The organism is Streptococcus suis (genome assembly GCA_022354845.1).
GTDB lineage: Bacteria > Bacillota > Bacilli > Lactobacillales > Streptococcaceae > Streptococcus > Streptococcus suis_AA.
In genome coordinates this window covers 793299-809254 of sequence record CP031970.1, presented here as the reverse complement: position 1 = coordinate 809254, position 15956 = coordinate 793299, and the positions used below count along the sequence as shown (strand labels likewise).

The window sequence follows — 15956 nt, the reverse complement described above, 5'->3', positions numbered from 1 at the left end:
TACCTTAAATTTAATGTTTCAGATTTATTTTCTTATCTCTAATTTCATAAACTACATCAGCTACATTTTCGAGTAAGCGTTTATCGTGGGTGATAAACACGATAGTTCCGGCATACTCCTTCATTAGTATTTCCAAAGCCTCTAAACTTGGTATGTCAAGGAAGTTACTGGGTTCATCCATTAGTAGGATGTTATATCTACCCATGAGCATTTTAGCTAGCAACAATTTTATAATTTCTCCACCGCTTAAAACAGATAAACTTTTTCCAATATCGTTCTGTTTGAACCCCATAGATGCTAGCACTGAACGAATTTCTGATATATTGTAATCACAATCCTCCTGCATAAACTCCATGACATTCTGATTACTGTTGTACTTGTAACCATTCTGTGCAAAGTAACCTATTTTTGCCTTAGGTGAAATAGAAATTCCTTCTTCATGGTTTAAGATCATTTGGATTAAAGTTGTTTTTCCGGTTCCATTACCACCAGTTAACGCCACTTTTGCTCCTAGAGGAATTTGAAAAGATGCATTTTCAAACAGTGCCTTATCCCCAAATATTTTATTAATTTCCGTACCGACTATAGGGTATGGATTATGGAGCTCCAATGCTTTACTTTGCCTGAAACGAATTCTGCGAATGTCTTCCGGAGCTTCTACATTTCCTAAAGCTGCAATCCTGTGCTCTAGGGATTTAGCGGCATTATGCATCATTTTTTCCTTACTTCCTATTGATTTTTGATGAGCTAAACGCCCTCCGCCTTCAGTACTTTTTTTCTTTGAAGCACCTTTCGCCTTCTGTTCTATTTTACGAGCCTGTTTTCGCTTTTCCTCCGCAGCCCTTTCTAATCGGGCACGTTCCGCAATAAATTGTTCGTATTCTGCAGCTTGGCTCTTGCGTTCTTCCTCTTTCTGATGAAGATAATCAGAATAGTTTCCCCAATACTCAGTGATTTTGCCATCTTTCAGTTCCCATATTTTATCTACTATTTCATCAAGAAAATAGCGGTCATGACTAATAACTAACAGTGCACCTGTAAAATATTTTAGCTGTCCAATTAGAAAATCAATTCCTTCACGGTCTAAATGGCTCGTAGGTTCATCCGCTAAAATACCATGAACCTGTGCCGATAAGGCCTGTGCTATTTTAAGCCTTGTTTCTTCACCACCGCTCATGGTCTGTATATCTAATTGCTCAACACCGAGCTTGCCTACAAGTGCAAAATCTTTTTCCACCTGCAAAGTTACTTCGTCCAACTGGGGAATATAGGCAAGTTCACCCAGACGATTCATTTTACATCCTGGGGGAGTTAATTCTCCTAAAAGTACCCTGAGTAAAGTGCTTTTTCCAGCACCATTTACTCCTACTAAACCAATACGGTCATAATCATATACTTCTAATTCATTTATATCTAAAACATCGCGTCCTTTGAATTCCACACGAATGTCTTTTGCTTTTAATATTAATTCCATAACATTTCCTCCTGTCTATAATCGCATGCTTTCATTTGCTTGTACGCAGGGAAAACCCTGCGATTTTAGCAGGAAGAATTACATGAAAATAAGATACATAAATATCCCTCCAATATTGTTTATTTTAAATCTAATCTTCTAACCTCAGTTATCATTGGGCAAACTATAGCAATGCCAATAATTAAAATACCTGATAGTAAAAACCAATGATTTACACCGATTTTATCAGCAAAGAATCCAGAAAGAATTAACCCAATTGGCATAGCAAGTGACATGATACTTCCGGTCAAAGAAAATACACGTCCTAAATATTCAGGTTTAATTTTCTCCTGATAAAGAGCTATTTGCACGCCGCTATAAAATGGCACCGAAAGCCCCATTATTGCACAGCAAACTACAAATATTACAAATCCATTTGGAGGAAGTATTCCCGAAACGGCTAAACTGGCCCCCATTATAAAAAATGAACTAGTTATTAGTAATACAGGCTTTTCGAAGCTCCCTAATCTTCCTAACAATAAGCCTCCTGCTAGCATTCCAAATGCAAAGGAAATTTCCGTAATAGAAATATGCACAGGTGTTCCATTAAAGTATTCCATGCTTATTAAAGGGAATAGTGCATTAATTGGCATATAAACAAAAGTATATAGTGTTCCTAAGAGTAATAAGGCAAACAATCCTTTGTTTTGTCTCAGAACGACAATTCCTTCTTTCATTTCTCTTATGAAATTTGGTTCCAAACTTTGCACTTGATTACCCAGCTTAGGTATACGTACAATTGCTACCGTAATAGATGCAATCACAGCACCCAATACGTCGATGGCAATAATAGCATTTAAATCCCAAACGGAGTATAAGAGTGCTGCAACTGCCGGACTAACAATATAGCTTATAGACTGCAAAGACTGACTATAGCCTGCGCATTTCGTTAGCTGTTCTTCTGGTACTAAAAGTGGTGTAACCGCATTGAGCGCTGGGGTATGAAAAGCTGTTCCAATGCTACGGATAAACAATACTATCATAACCATCCAGACAGGTAGCTCCATATAGAATGCAACAATAGCAAGCATTGCACCAGCTGCTGCGATAATTAAATCGGCACCAATCATTATCTTCTTCCTATCATGACGATCCACTAGCACACCAATGGCAGGCCCCAAAATCGCATAGGGTAAAAAACCTACTAATGAAGCCATAGACAAGACCAACGCAGATCCTGTTTTTTCTGTAAGGTAAAAAATAATCGCCATTTGCAGGATGGCACTAGTGATTAATGATACTGCTTGCCCTGCCCATATTGCATAAAATTTTCGTTTCCAATTGTTGTATTTTTCCATTTATATTATCTCCTGCATATTATTTTGCTTAAATTTCTATTTTGAATAGCATTCTAGGCAATAAAAAATGCAGGCCAAACCCCACAATGTGGCTTTTGGTCTGCATACATACAATTTGGAAACATTCATATTAAAGACATAGTTAAATAAAGGTATACTTAAATAACCAATATCCTCACCGTAACTAATGAATGCTCAATATCGTATAAATAAGCACAACAAAAAAGCCTATCATCGGGGATTGATTCTGCTTTTTTTATTGCCAGCTTATCTTAAACGCATTGAGGCTGTCATAGTTTCGGTTCCTCCTACATCTTTATTTATATCAACCTATAGAATAACACAACAAAACGATGTATTCAATACAAAAATAATCAAATGTATCTCATGCTTCCATTTCGAAACCTGATTTGAAGGCTATGACGAAGTGTTTTATCTTCATTATCCATACCTAAATGTCCCTTCTCTTTTTATCATAACATTTTACAGCTCTTATTTCAACCTTTATATGTACTTGAAAGTAATTACTTGTCAGTGGTTTCTTTTCTTTTGATACTTTCCAATCTATTATTCTATCCAATTTTAGGGTCATATACGACTCAAATGTTAAGTTAAATGCCACAACATAAAAATAATGTGCATCATAGTAAAGGAGGTGGGAAGAATCGTATGTTGTTTTTCAGTATTATAAGGCGATTGATATCGAATATCTAGAACTAGCTCTTTTCGTATCATTTCCGACCATTCTCAGATTTTATCAATTCGATTTTGAGTATCAGATAATGGCGAATAATTTAGTAGTTCACTCGCAATAATTTGATAAACCTCTTTTTGTTCCTCTTTAGAAATTAAAGCTAACAAACTATCGATTAGAGACTGATTTTCCTCTTTGTTCAAAGAACGGTTTCCTAATAAAATCTTTTATATAACCAAAATGTCCTTTTTATTAAATAAGGATTTTCCTTTTAGATAACGTGTATGGTATTTTGCATCAGATGCAAGTTTTGCTGCAAGAGTAGTTTGCGTTTCTAAGAAACTACCAAGGAGAGAAAAATCTCTATGTATCGTTTTTTCACTAACTCCAAACTCATCTGCTAGCCGTAACTTAGAAAGATGAGCACCTGACTGCAAACGCAGAAAAATCGTTAGTAAGCATTCTTGATTGTTCATATTCACCTCAATTCTAAAAAAATTATAACATCTCTAACAGTTTATATTCAATTGTTACCACTATTTCCATAGCAACCATTTAGACGACTTTGGATGGTGGGTATATTTCTATTCCCACAAACTCCTTGTCAATGGAAATAAACACATACCCACAGGGTAAATGGAAATAGATTTTGATAATTTCTAGCTATCACTTCTACTCACTCCAAAAATTTACTCACTCTGATACTTCCCCACTATAAAGCAAAAAGCCTTGCAATCAAGGCTTTTCATTATCCCTTTCGTTCAAAGGTTTATAGGCTTTTACGAGCAAAGCAACGCACTCCACATGATGCGTATTTGGGAGTTCAAAGGTCCAGTGGACCTTTGAAGCAGCTTGCCAGAAAACAGGTACGCAAGCTGGACAACCTAAATGCGTTTTTCTAACAAACCGACTACTTCTATATGATGCGTATTCGGAAATAAATCCGTCGGCTGTACTTTGGTTAATCGATACCCTAACTCTTCATAGAGCTTTACATCACGCGCCATCGTGGCTACATTACAGGAAATGTAGACAATTTTTTCAGGCTCAACAGATGCACTGGCACGGATAAAACTATCCGTCAAACCTTTTCTTGGCGGATCAACAAAGATAACAGTCGGTTTAATACCAGCCGTCGCCCATTTTTTCATAGCCGATTCAGCGCTATCACAGACGTAGGTAACATTCTCAATACCATTTCTAGCGGCGTTTTTCTGGCTATCAAGGACAGCCTTTTCAACCATTTCCACTCCATAAATATGCTGGACTTGTCTTGCAAAAGATAGACCGATTGTCCCGATACCAGAATAGGCATCAATTACAACATCATCTGCCGATAGTTCAGCAAAGTCAATAGCCGTTTGATATAGTTTTTCAGCCATTTCAGTATTGACTTGATAGAAAGAAGGGGCTGAAATTTCAAATTCATTGCCCAACATCGTATCAACTATTGTTTCACTACCGTACAAGAGGCGGAAATCTTGACCAAAGATCGCATTGGTGTTCAGATCATTGATATTCTGAATTACAGAGACAAGATTTGGGAACTGACTGGTCAAGCGTTCGATTAAGGTTTCAATACGAAAAATCTTTGGCCTGGTTGTAACGATGATCAACATGAGTTGCCCTGAATAATGGCCACGACGAACGACAATGTTTCTGACCAGACCAGTTTGTTCTATTTCATCGTAAGGCTTTAAATCCAATTGACGCATAAGATTACGAGTAGCCAAAATCAAGGCATCAATTTCCTTGTGCTGAATATAAAAATCTTCAATTGGCACTAAATCGTGAGAATTTTTTCGGAAAAAACCTGTTTCTAATTGGCCGTTGACACGACGAACAGGCACAGCTGCCTTGTTACGGTAAGCCACAGGATGATCCATCCCGATTGTATCGTTCACCTCAATATTTGAGATACCTGCAATCTTTCTCAAACTAGTTTCAACTTGCTTTCTCTTAAATTCAAGTTGAGCAGCATAATTCAAATGACCCAAATCAGCAATACCTGTTCTTAAATAGGTCAAATCAAGGCTCTGATTGCGATTTGGCGAAAAGCTCAGCCATTCTTCCACCTTACCAAACCCAATATTTTTCTTCAGTTTTAAAATTTTCATCCGAATATTTTCACCCGGTAGAGCATTGTCTACAAAAAAGACAAATCCGTCTAATTTTGCGACACCTTGTCCCTCATGGGTCAGGTCAATTATTTCTACTTCAACAATATCATTTTTCTTAAACATAGTTCTACTTTCTATTTTGGGCACTAAAAAAGTGACCGAAGTCACTTCTAGTATACCATATTTCCTAACGCAAGCCCAATTCTGCTAAGTGTTGTTGGTATTTATCAAAATCAATTCGTAAAGCCATACCACCAAACATATCATAATCATCAATCCAATCTCCATTTTCAGGGATGGTCATTCGTTCAATACCATTTGCGGCATCTAAAACAATGCCAGGACCTTGTAACCACATAAAACTTTGTGGAACTGTTGTAGGCGTCATTGCGACAACTTTCCCTATTGCCTCAGAACCAGAAAATAGTTTCATTGGATTTTTTGCCTGTGACATGACGGCTGACAACACCTGCTGCTGACGTCTAGTTCGACCATAGTCCCCCTCATCATCGTAACGATAACGGGCATAGTTTAAAAGTGTTTTTCCGTCCATCTGTTGCACGCCTACTTGAATATTCTGGTAGGCAGGTGCGTTCTCCTCAAGTCCTAAGTCATTAGGAACTTCAACAGAACTGACTTCTTCTCCATCAATTGTAGAGAACTGCGCGTCTATTGTAACTCCCTCAGGGAAAAGTGTATCAATTGTGGTAGCAAATGTTGCAAAATCAACCATTGCATAATATTGAATATCAATGTCAAAATTATCCTTTAAGGTCTTACGTACTTGTTCAGCACCCTGTTGATTATCTTGCTCACCTAGGGTATAGGCGTTATTTAATTTGTATTCGTAACCATCAATATCCACCAAGGTATCACGCATGAAACTGACGAGTTTAACCTTATTGTCCTTATTATTGACGTTCAAGACCATTATGGTATCGGTACGGGTTTCACCAGAATTTTCACCAAGGCGCCCATCAGTCCCCAAAATCAGGATGTTTGTTCCATCAGATGTCTTTACACCATTAAATACTTCAGCAACTGGTTTCTCGCTAACGCTGTTCATACCTTTGAAAAAATTATAGCCCATCGCTCCAATGACAATCAACAAAGCAAGAATCAAATAAAAGAAAAATCGTTTCAACCGACCGCGTTTTCTAGGTTTTTTCTGTTTTTTCAACTTGATTTTAGGTGCTGTTTTTTCTGGTTGTATCCGCTTTTGGGGCTGCTTTCTGCTTCTTGATCTACGTTCAGGATACTGAGGTAGGATAGCTTCCTGTTCAATATCATCATCAAAGTAATCACTCTCAAAGTCATCCTCATAAGCAGATGCTACATGACGTGGCTTCGGTTGTTGAGGAGCTGCATGACGATCTCTAAGCTCTTTTTTATACAGTAAATACTCTAATTCACGACTCTCTTTTTCGTTTAAATAGTGGATATTTTTTTGTAAATAATCTAACCTTAATTGTTCATGATGGGTTAGGATACTATCATTATTATTCATTTGTCTCATTTCATCCTAGCTGGTCATATAAACCAGGTAATTCCCTAGTATTTTACATGATATTCCTAAACTAGTCAATTCATCTTGTGAATAAGCCAGCAATTCATCGGATTGATGATCAATATCTAATATGAAAAAATACTCTCCCAGTGCTGTTTTTAAAGGACGACTTTCTATTTTTGTCAGGTTAATCCCGCGCCATGAAAAAACAGACATTGCTTTATAGAGGGCACCCGGTAAATTATCTGGCAAGGTCAGTGCTAAGCTAACTTTTTGTGCCACCTTTCTCAACTGTACATCTGGAGCTACTGTTCCCAAGATCCAAAAGCGGGTAAAGTTTTCACTAATTTCCTGGATATCTTGTCCAATCACCACCAAACCATACTCATCTGCAGCAGCATGAGGAGCAATGGCAGCGAATGGTTGGTCCGCATGTTCAGCGACAAATCGAGCCGCGTAAGCAGTACTTGCCGTAACTTCAATCCGAGCCTGAGGAAAATGCTCCTGAATGTATTTTTTCCCCTGAGCAATAGCTTGAGGATGGGAATAAATCACTTCAATTGATTTATGTGCATCGGTTGCCAATAACTGCTGAGCAATTGGCTGAACAATTTCTGCAACTGCATGTATTTCTGCCTGATGAAAAAGATAGTCTATGGTCTCATGAACACTTCCTTCAATCGAGTTTTCTACTGGAATGACGGAATAGGTAACTTTTCCATTTTCATAAGCTTTAATCACTTCTGTAATCGTACCGAAGGCCTTCAAATCAGCAGTTGGAAATGCCTCCTGGGCAACTTGATGGGTGAAGGAACCACGAGGTCCCAAATAGGCTACTTGCATAGAATTTTCCTTGCTACTTGTTCTGGACGTACATGATCTGTATCAATAACTGTTGTTGCCAATCCTTGATAAAGTGACATCCGCTCTTGATAAATGGCTTTAAATTCATCTTTGCTATGTTGCAAAAAGAGTGGCCTTGGAGATTGGTCATCCATGCTAATTCTCTGATAAGCAACCTCAAAGGAGGCTGTAAGAAGTACATTATTATCCTTATTTTCCAGCAATAACTTCCTGTTTACTTCAGATTTTACAACACCACCACCCGTTGAAACAATGCAATCTGCTGGTAATGTTAATAATTCTTTTAGCACCTCTGTCTCGATCTGTCGAAAAGCCATTTCTCCCTTCAGACTAAAATAATCAGCGATTGACATACCAATCCGTTCCTCTATGATCTGGTCCATATCATAGACTGGGAGTTCTAACAAACTGGCAGTTGTAGTTTTCCCAACCCCCATAAATCCTAGCAATACGATTGGCATATTTACTCCTAATCAATCAAACTATTTAAGTGTTCAAAGAAAGCAGGGTAGCTTGTATTGATCGCTTCCGCTCTCTCTAACTCAACTTCTCCATTTTTAGCCAACAATGCAGCGATAGCTGTCATCATACCAATACGATGATCACCAAAGGTATTGACTGCAGCACCATGTAAAGATGTTGGTCCATGAATAATCATACCATCCTCAGTCGGCTCAATATTCGCACCCATGCTATTCAAAGCATCCGCAACTACTTGAATTCGATCTGTTTCTTTAACCTTGAGTTCTTCAGCATCCCGAATCACAGTTGTACCATTTACTTGAGTTGCTAATAAGGCAATGATAGGCAGTTCATCTATTAAACGTGGAATTAATTCACCACCAATTTCTGTGGCATGTAGGTCTGAATATTCAACTGTAATGTTGGCAGATTTAGCGAGTTCATCAACATTCGACAAGGTCATTTTCCCGCGCATGGCCTTAATGACATCTAAAATTCCTGTACGCGTCTCGTTAATACCAACATTTTCTAGTGTAATCTTTGATCCTGGAACAACTAACCCAGCAACCAACCAGAATGCTGCACTTGAAATGTCACCTGGAACTGTGATTTCTTGCGGTGTAAACTCCTGACCACCTTGAATGCGAATTTCTTTTCCATGAACATCCAATTGCCCACCAAATTGAACAATCATATCTTCCGTATGATTTCGTGTCAGCTCCTTCTCAACTATGACGGATTCCCCATCTGCCTGTAAGGCAGCAAATAGCAGAGCTGACTTAACTTGAGCTGAAGCTACAGGAAGTTTGTAATGAATCGGTTTTAAATGCTTACTACCTTTTATTGTTAAAGGTGGCAAATCACGGTCAGTTTGTCCTGAAATCTCCACACCCATTTGACTGAGTGGAGCAGTTACACGATCCATTGGACGTTTAGACAGAGAATCATCACCAAACATGGTTGCCTCGAAGTCCTGACCAGCTAAAACACCTGATATCAAGCGAATCGATGTTCCCGAATTTCCCATGTCCAAATCATTTTTGGGAGCCTGAAAGCCATCAAAACCAACACCATGAATCTCCACAGTGTCCCCTTTATCTTCAATTTCAACCCCAAGATCACGGAAAACTTGCATAGTCGATAGGACGTCTTCTCCTCGAAGAATATCGTGAACTGTTGTGACACCCTTAGCCAAGCTTCCAAAAATAATCGAACGGTGACTAATTGATTTATCACCTGGAACACGAATGGTCCCCTTTAATTGCCCTACATTGCTTCTTAATCTCATATCCTTACCTCAAAATAGTTTCATTTCCATTTTACCATACTTACAGAATATTTTCTGATTTTTTTGACAATTCGTAGGAAAAATACGATTATTCGTGATTTAAAACAAACGTTAAAATGTATAAATAGTAGCTGATCAAGTCTATTTTTATCGGTTTTAGACATCGTTTACCAAACTACATGTTTTAAATCTTCATTTCGAAATCGATTCAAAATCGGTCAGTATCTCAGATTTTCATAATCTAGAAAAGAAATATTCTGAATTTGCTGTAAATTTACCGTAAATTCACTAATCTATATTTAAAAATCGTCAGAATAATGATATAATTAGAAAATCTACTAATGAAAGAGGAAGATCTATTGTTTACTCCAATCAGCGAAAAAATTAATATCGAACAGGTTCGAGAACATTCTAAATTAGCACCTGAAACACTTGCAAAAAAACAAGCACGAGACCGTGAGCTCGAAGCAATTCTCAAAGGTGAAGACGATCGTCTATTATTGGTCATCGGTCCTTGTTCATCTGATAATGAGGAAGCTGTTCTTGATTATGCGCATCGCTTGGCTAAACTCCAAGAGGAAGTCAAGGATAAAATCTTCATGGTCATGCGTGTATATACTGCCAAGCCACGTACTAATGGAGATGGCTACAAGGGACTCATGCATCAGCCTGATACAGATGCCGCCCCTAGTCTTATTAATGGAATTAAAGCCGTTCGTAACCTGCACTATCGTGTGATTACGGAAACTGGTTTAACGACCGCTGACGAAATGCTGTATCCTGAAAATCTCCCGCTTGTAGATGATCTAGTTTCCTATATTGCGATTGGTGCTCGCTCTGTTGAAAACCAGCAACACCGCTTTGTTGCTTCTGGTATTGATGTTCCAACTGGCTTGAAAAATCCAACATCTGGAAACCTAAAAGTTATGTTTAATGGAATCTTTGCAGCTCAGAAAAAGCAGTCCTTCCTTTTCAATAATACGGAAGTTGAAACTTCTGGTAACCCACTTGCCCATGTTATTCTCCGCGGAGCAGTGAACGAAAATGGAAAATACCTGCCGAACTACTACTATGATAACCTTTTGGAAACGATTGAGATTTATCAACAATTCGGCTTAAAAAATCCATTTATTTTGATTGATACAAACCATGATAACTCTGGTAAAAACTATTTAGAACAAATACGAATCGTACGCCAAACCTTGATCAACCGAGACTGGAACGAGTCCATCCGCAACTATGTCCGTGGATTTATGATTGAATCCTATATTGAGGACGGTCGTCAGGACAATCCAGACATTTATGGAAAATCAATCACTGATCCATGTTTAGGATGGGAAAAAACACAAGAATTAATCCAAGAAATATATAATAGATAGGAAATAATGATGGGAATACATAGAAAAGGTACTAGTATTGATGTAGAACAAATTAAAGAACTTTCAAAACTTGAAGGCGAATTTTTAGTAGCAAAAAACCAGCGTGATGAAGAACTAAAACGAGTGATTAGGGGGGAAGATCAACGTCTTCTCCTCGTCATCGGACCTTGCTCTTCTGATAATGAAGATGCTGTTTTAGATTATGCACACCGTTTGTCAAAACTCCAGGAAGAGGTTAAAGATAAAATCTTTATCGTCATGCGTGTCTATACAGCCAAACCTCGAACAAATGGCGAGGGATACAAGGGTTTGATGCATCAACCAGATACGTCTAAACTACCTGATTTAATTAATGGTATTGCTGCTGTACGTCATCTGCATTACCGTGTTATTACTGAGACAGGTTTGACAACGGCGGACGAAATGCTTTATTCCGCAAATTATCCATTGGTAGAAGATTTGGTATCTTATCATGCCATCGGAGCTCGCTCCGTCGAAGACCAAGAACACCGTTTCGTTGCTTCTGGAATCGATATGCCTACAGGCATGAAAAACCCGACTTCAGGCAATTTGACTGTCATGTTCAATGGTATCTATGCTGCACAAAATAAACAAAATTTTATCTACCGAGATGCGGAAGTTGATACGGACGGCAATCCACTTGCCCACGCTATTCTTCGCGGTGCCAATACTGAAAAAGGTGGTTATGAACCGAACTACTACTATGACATTCTTTTGAAAACCATCAAGCAATATGAGCAATTTGGTCTTGAAAATCCATTCATTGTCATCGATACTAACCATGATAATTCTGGTAAAAATTACTTGGAGCAAATTCGCATCGTTCGCCAAACGCTTATTAATCGTGATTGGAACGAATCCATTCGTAAATACGTCCGTGGTTTCATGATTGAATCCTACTTAGAAGACGGCCGTCAAGATAGCCCCGAAGTCTATGGCAAATCCATCACTGATCCTTGCTTGGGATGGGAAAAAACCGAAGCACTCATCCGTGAAATTCATCAGACACTATAATTATTTTATAATTGCAACGCAAGATTGATTAGAATTGGAGACATTTTGTGAATATTGATGGATATACTCGCCTAGCAGCTGTAGTTGCAAAGCCAATAAAACATTCCATTTCACCCTTCATCCACAATCTTGCTTTTGAGGAAACGGGTGTAAATGGAGTCTACCTAGCATGGGAAATTCCAGAAGATGATCTAGCAGTCACACTTGAAAATATCAAACGATATAACATGTTTGGAATTAATCTTTCCATGCCTTATAAACAGGCTGTAATACCCTACCTAGATGATTTAACAGAGTCTGCTCGCTTGATTGGTGCCGTTAATACTGTTCTTCATCAAGACGGCCTGCTTATTGGTCACAATACAGACGGCATCGGATTTTTTAAAAGTTTGGAAACTCTTAGAGCATTCCATGTAAGAAACAAACGGCTGACAATCTTAGGTGGAGGTGGTGCTTCAACTGCCATTGTCGCCCAAGCTGCAATAGATGGCGCAAAGGAAATCACCATTTTTTGTCGCCCACAAAGTGTGGAAAGGACTGTTGTAACAGTCCAAACTATTGCACAATCTACTGGAGTTTCCCTACAAGTACTCCCCAACAATGATAGCCAGTTACTCGCAGAGCACATAAACAATTCAGACTTACTCATCAATGGAACCAGTGTGGGAATGGATGGCACTTCCCTACCACTCCCAGCTACCATTCGTTTTCCAGAGGAACTATTGGTCGCGGATGTGATATATCAACCATTTGAAACACCTTTATTGAAAATGGCAAATTCACAAGGAAATCCCACCATCAACGGTCTGGGTATGCTACTCTTTCAAGCAGCGGAAGCCTTTGAACTCTGGACGGGAAAAGAAATGCCGACAGATTTGATTTGGCAACTATTAGTACAGAAATACGACATCAAATAGAGAGGAACGGGTATGAAACTAACTGTTAACCTTCCCCACAATCCATATGACATCCTCATTGAAAGAGGTAGCTTGTCACAGGTTGGTTCCTGGGTCAAAGGACTCTGGAACCCTCAAAAAATTGCCATCATTACAGATGACCTGGTTGGTAGACTGTATAGTCAAACGGTCCAAGCTAGTTTAGAACAAGCTGGTTTTGACACTATTGTATTTGAATTCCCAGAAGGTGAAGCATCAAAAAATCTTGAAACTGTTTATCAAGCCTACGAATTTCTCGTAAAAAATGGGATGACACGGAGTGATGGAATTTTAGCTCTTGGTGGTGGTGTGGTTGGAGATTTAGCTGGCTACGTTGCTTCAACTTATATGCGGGGTATCCATTTTCTCCAGGTTCCAACGAGTCTAACTGCCCAAGTTGATTCTTCAATTGGTGGGAAAACTGGCGTGAATACACCATTCGCTAAGAATATGGTCGGTAGCTTCTACCAACCTGATGGCGTCCTCATTGACCCTAATACCCTAAAAACACTTGGCAAACGTGAATTGATTGAAGGAATGGGCGAAGTCGTTAAATATGGCTTGATCGATGATGTGGAACTCTGGGATACACTTGACCGATTAGATGGATCTGTAGAAAGTATTTTGGAGAATGCCGACTATATCATCTACCACTCCTGCGAAGTTAAACGCAAGGTTGTAGTCGAAGATGAGTTGGACAATGGAGTCCGCTTATATCTAAACTTTGGACACACAATCGGTCATGCGATTGAAGCTACCGCTGGCTATGGTCAAGTCATGCACGGTGAAGCTGTCGCTATCGGAATGGTTCAAATCTCACGTGCTTCTGAGAAAAAAGGATTGATGCCAGCAGGTATAACTGAAAAAATTATCGCTATGTGTGAGAAGTTTGGTTTACCAACTGCACATCAACCTTGGAATAGCGAGGAATTATATACAGCCTTAACTCACGATAAGAAAGCAAGAGGAAAAACTATTAAGCTTGTTATCGTGCCACAGCTTGGACAGGCTGCAATCCATCACATTCCATTAGAAGAAATGAAAGAGTTCTTGCAATAGAACATATAACAAAAGGCTACTGAGTTGAAGCAATAAACTCAGTAGCCTTTTTTTTTATAATATCATATCATCATCAGTCAATTTTTCGCCACTATTCTGGTAGAAAAGATCCATCAAGTCTTTAACAGTTAAATTCTTCTTCTCTTCACCCTCAACATCAACAACGATTTGACCACGATGCAACATCACTAATCGATTGCCATATACAATAGCGTTTTCCATATTGTGCGTAATCATCAACGCCGTTAATTGGTGTCCTTCAACGATTTTCTTCGTCAATTCCATTACCATATCACTGGTTTTTGGATCAAGAGCAGCAGTATGTTCATCTAGCAAGAGTACCTTGGGCTTAACAAGTGAAGCCATCATCAAAGTCAAAGCTTGACGTTGGCCACCTGAAAGAAATTGAGTATCAATTTTCATACGGTTTTCCAATCCCAGACCAAGCTCTTTCAATGCTTCCTTAAAAATAGCACGTTCACTATCTTTTACACCCCAACCGAGACCACGTGATAATCCACGACGATAAGCAATGGCCATGTTTTCTTCAATAGTTAGGCGAGAAGCAGTTCCCATCTTCGGATCTTGGAAAACACGGCTAATGTCCTTAGAACGTTTTGCAGCTGAGACATGCTTGATGGATTTCCCTTCAAGTAAAATATCACCCGAATCAACCGTTAGTGCTCCAGCAAGTGAGTTCATAAATGTTGACTTACCAGCACCATTACCACCGATAATAGAGATAAAGTCTCCTTCTTTCACATCTATGCTTAACCCACGAAGAACATGATTTTCATTGACAGTCCCTGCTTCGAAGGTTTTATGAATATTTTCTATTGATAAAATTGTTGTCATTATTTCCTCCTAAGCATGTCCATTTAATTTGGGACGACGAATATTGAGTTTTTTCTGTAATTCAGGAACATAAAGTACAGTTGCCAATAGAATTGCAGAGAAGAGTTTAACAAGGTCCGCATCCATCCCAGGTATTTCCAAAATCGCAAGAATAATCAAGCGGTATACGACTGCACCCAGTACAATTGACAGTAATCTCCAACCCAAACGGAGATTCCGTAATATGACTTCAGCAATAATGACAGATGCCAAACCGATAACGATAGTTCCCGTACCAGAGTTCAAATCTGCATAACCATTATTTTGGGTCAACAAGGCACCACAGAGAGCAATTAACCCATTTGATATCATATAGCCATAGATTTTCATTCTGTCTACGTTAATGCCATTTGCTTCACTCATTGGAATATTATCCCCTGTTGAACGAATAGCCAAACCAATTTGTGTATTGAGTAAAAGCGTTAACACTCCGACAACTGCTAAAACAAAGATGATACCAATCACCAGTACAGCATTCGTTTTAGCCAAACCAAAATCCTGCAATTGAGTGACCAAGGTCTCCTGCTTAAGCAAAGCCACATTGGCCTTACCTAATATTTTCAAGTTAATCGAATAAAGACCTGTCAAGGTGACAATACCTGTCAAGAGAGCAGGAATTTTTAACTTTGTGTGGAGTAAGCCAGAAATTAATCCAGCTCCCATACCAGCTATCATTGCAAGGAAAGTTGCAAGTAAAGGGTTTAGACCATTTACAATTCCTGTTGCACAAACAGCGGCTCCAAGGGGATAAGATCCCTCTGCTGTCATATCTGCGATATCCAAAATACGAAAAGTCAAGTAAACACCAATCGCCATGACTGACCAAAGCAAGCCTTGCGAAATACTTGATAAAATAATATCCACGATTTTCTCCTTTGTAGGTTATTGAAGAATCTCTCTTCTTGCAC

Annotated in this window: 13 protein-coding genes and 1 pseudogene; 4 read left to right on the top strand and 10 right to left on the bottom strand. The window is 38.8% G+C overall.

Annotated features, from left to right (window positions below; all coding sequences use genetic code 11):
* Positions 1–10 precede the first annotated feature (10 nt).
* From msr to aroA, 8 genes and pseudogenes are all read right to left on the bottom strand, one after another.
* The gene (gene msr, locus D2A30_04285) at positions 11–1474 is read right to left on the bottom strand and encodes an Msr family ABC-F type ribosomal protection protein (GenBank protein ULL20871.1); all 1464 of its coding nucleotides are present in this window, start codon (positions 1472–1474) and stop codon (positions 11–13) included.
* A gap of 119 nt (positions 1475–1593) precedes the next feature.
* The gene (gene mef(A), locus D2A30_04280; protein ULL20870.1) at positions 1594–2811 is read right to left on the bottom strand and encodes a macrolide efflux MFS transporter Mef(A); all 1218 of its coding nucleotides are present in this window, start codon (positions 2809–2811) and stop codon (positions 1594–1596) included.
* 535 nt (positions 2812–3346) lie between these two features.
* Positions 3347–3981, bottom strand: a pseudogene (locus tag D2A30_04275) (WYL domain-containing protein).
* A 408-nt stretch (positions 3982–4389) separates the two neighbouring features.
* Positions 4390–5748 carry a 23S rRNA (uracil(1939)-C(5))-methyltransferase RlmD gene (gene rlmD, locus D2A30_04270; GenBank protein ID ULL20869.1) on the bottom strand — a complete coding sequence of 453 codons (1359 nt, stop codon included), beginning with the start codon at positions 5746–5748 and terminating at the stop codon, positions 4390–4392.
* A 64-nt stretch (positions 5749–5812) separates the two neighbouring features.
* Complete coding sequence (locus D2A30_04265) at positions 5813–7132, bottom strand: LytR family transcriptional regulator (GenBank protein ID ULL20868.1); 1320 nt, start codon at positions 7130–7132, stop codon at positions 5813–5815.
* Positions 7133–7147: 15 nt separating this feature from the next.
* Complete coding sequence (locus D2A30_04260) at positions 7148–7975, bottom strand: prephenate dehydratase (GenBank protein ID ULL20867.1); 828 nt, start codon at positions 7973–7975, stop codon at positions 7148–7150.
* On the bottom strand, positions 7966–8457 hold the full coding sequence (locus D2A30_04255; GenBank protein ID ULL20866.1) for a shikimate kinase: 492 nt from the start codon (positions 8455–8457) through the stop codon (positions 7966–7968). The genes D2A30_04260 and D2A30_04255 overlap by 10 nt, the downstream gene beginning before the upstream one ends.
* Positions 8458–8465: 8 nt before the next feature.
* On the bottom strand, positions 8466–9746 hold the full coding sequence (gene aroA / locus D2A30_04250; protein ID ULL20865.1) for a 3-phosphoshikimate 1-carboxyvinyltransferase: 1281 nt from the start codon (positions 9744–9746) through the stop codon (positions 8466–8468).
* A 341-nt stretch (positions 9747–10087) separates the two neighbouring features.
* Between aroA and D2A30_04245 the strand changes: the two genes are divergently transcribed.
* The 4 genes from D2A30_04245 to D2A30_04230 are packed head-to-tail and all read left to right on the top strand — an operon-like array spanning position 10088 to position 14154.
* Positions 10088–11125 carry a 3-deoxy-7-phosphoheptulonate synthase gene (locus D2A30_04245; protein ID ULL20864.1) on the top strand — a complete coding sequence of 346 codons (1038 nt, stop codon included), beginning with the start codon at positions 10088–10090 and terminating at the stop codon, positions 11123–11125.
* 9 nt (positions 11126–11134) lie between these two features.
* On the top strand, positions 11135–12160 hold the full coding sequence (locus D2A30_04240; GenBank protein ID ULL20863.1) for a 3-deoxy-7-phosphoheptulonate synthase: 1026 nt from the start codon (positions 11135–11137) through the stop codon (positions 12158–12160).
* A 47-nt stretch (positions 12161–12207) separates the two neighbouring features.
* Positions 12208–13077, top strand: coding sequence for a shikimate dehydrogenase (locus D2A30_04235; GenBank protein ULL20862.1), 870 nt, complete (start codon positions 12208–12210; stop codon positions 13075–13077).
* A gap of 12 nt (positions 13078–13089) precedes the next feature.
* Positions 13090–14154, top strand: coding sequence for a 3-dehydroquinate synthase (locus tag D2A30_04230; protein ULL20861.1), 1065 nt, complete (start codon positions 13090–13092; stop codon positions 14152–14154).
* Positions 14155–14208: 54 nt separating this feature from the next.
* Here D2A30_04230 and D2A30_04225 read toward each other — a convergent pair whose 3' ends face one another.
* A complete protein-coding gene (locus D2A30_04225) occupies positions 14209–15009 on the bottom strand; it encodes an ATP-binding cassette domain-containing protein (protein ID ULL20860.1) in 801 nt (266 codons plus the stop codon).
* 9 nt (positions 15010–15018) lie between these two features.
* A complete protein-coding gene (locus D2A30_04220; GenBank protein ULL20859.1) occupies positions 15019–15912 on the bottom strand; it encodes an ABC transporter permease in 894 nt (297 codons plus the stop codon).
* Positions 15913–15956 lie beyond the last annotated feature (44 nt).

Excerpts from the sequence above, each read along its gene's own strand:
- D2A30_04240 (ULL20863.1), top strand. The coding sequence starts at position 11,135 with ATGGGAATACATAGAAAAGGTACTAGTATTGATGTAGAACAAATTAAA.
- D2A30_04265 (ULL20868.1), bottom strand. The coding sequence starts at position 7,132 with ATGAATAATAATGATAGTATCCTAACCCATCATGAACAATTAAGGTTA.
- msr (ULL20871.1), bottom strand. The coding sequence starts at position 1,474 with ATGGAATTAATATTAAAAGCAAAAGACATTCGTGTGGAATTCAAAGGA.
- D2A30_04255 (ULL20866.1), bottom strand. The coding sequence starts at position 8,457 with ATGCCAATCGTATTGCTAGGATTTATGGGGGTTGGGAAAACTACAACT.
- D2A30_04245 (ULL20864.1), top strand. The coding sequence starts at position 10,088 with ATGAAAGAGGAAGATCTATTGTTTACTCCAATCAGCGAAAAAATTAAT.
- aroA (ULL20865.1), bottom strand. The coding sequence starts at position 9,746 with ATGAGATTAAGAAGCAATGTAGGGCAATTAAAGGGGACCATTCGTGTT.
- D2A30_04225 (ULL20860.1), bottom strand. The coding sequence starts at position 15,009 with ATGACAACAATTTTATCAATAGAAAATATTCATAAAACCTTCGAAGCA.
- rlmD (ULL20869.1), bottom strand. The coding sequence starts at position 5,748 with ATGTTTAAGAAAAATGATATTGTTGAAGTAGAAATAATTGACCTGACC.
- D2A30_04230 (ULL20861.1), top strand. The coding sequence starts at position 13,090 with ATGAAACTAACTGTTAACCTTCCCCACAATCCATATGACATCCTCATT.
- D2A30_04260 (ULL20867.1), bottom strand. The coding sequence starts at position 7,975 with ATGCAAGTAGCCTATTTGGGACCTCGTGGTTCCTTCACCCATCAAGTT.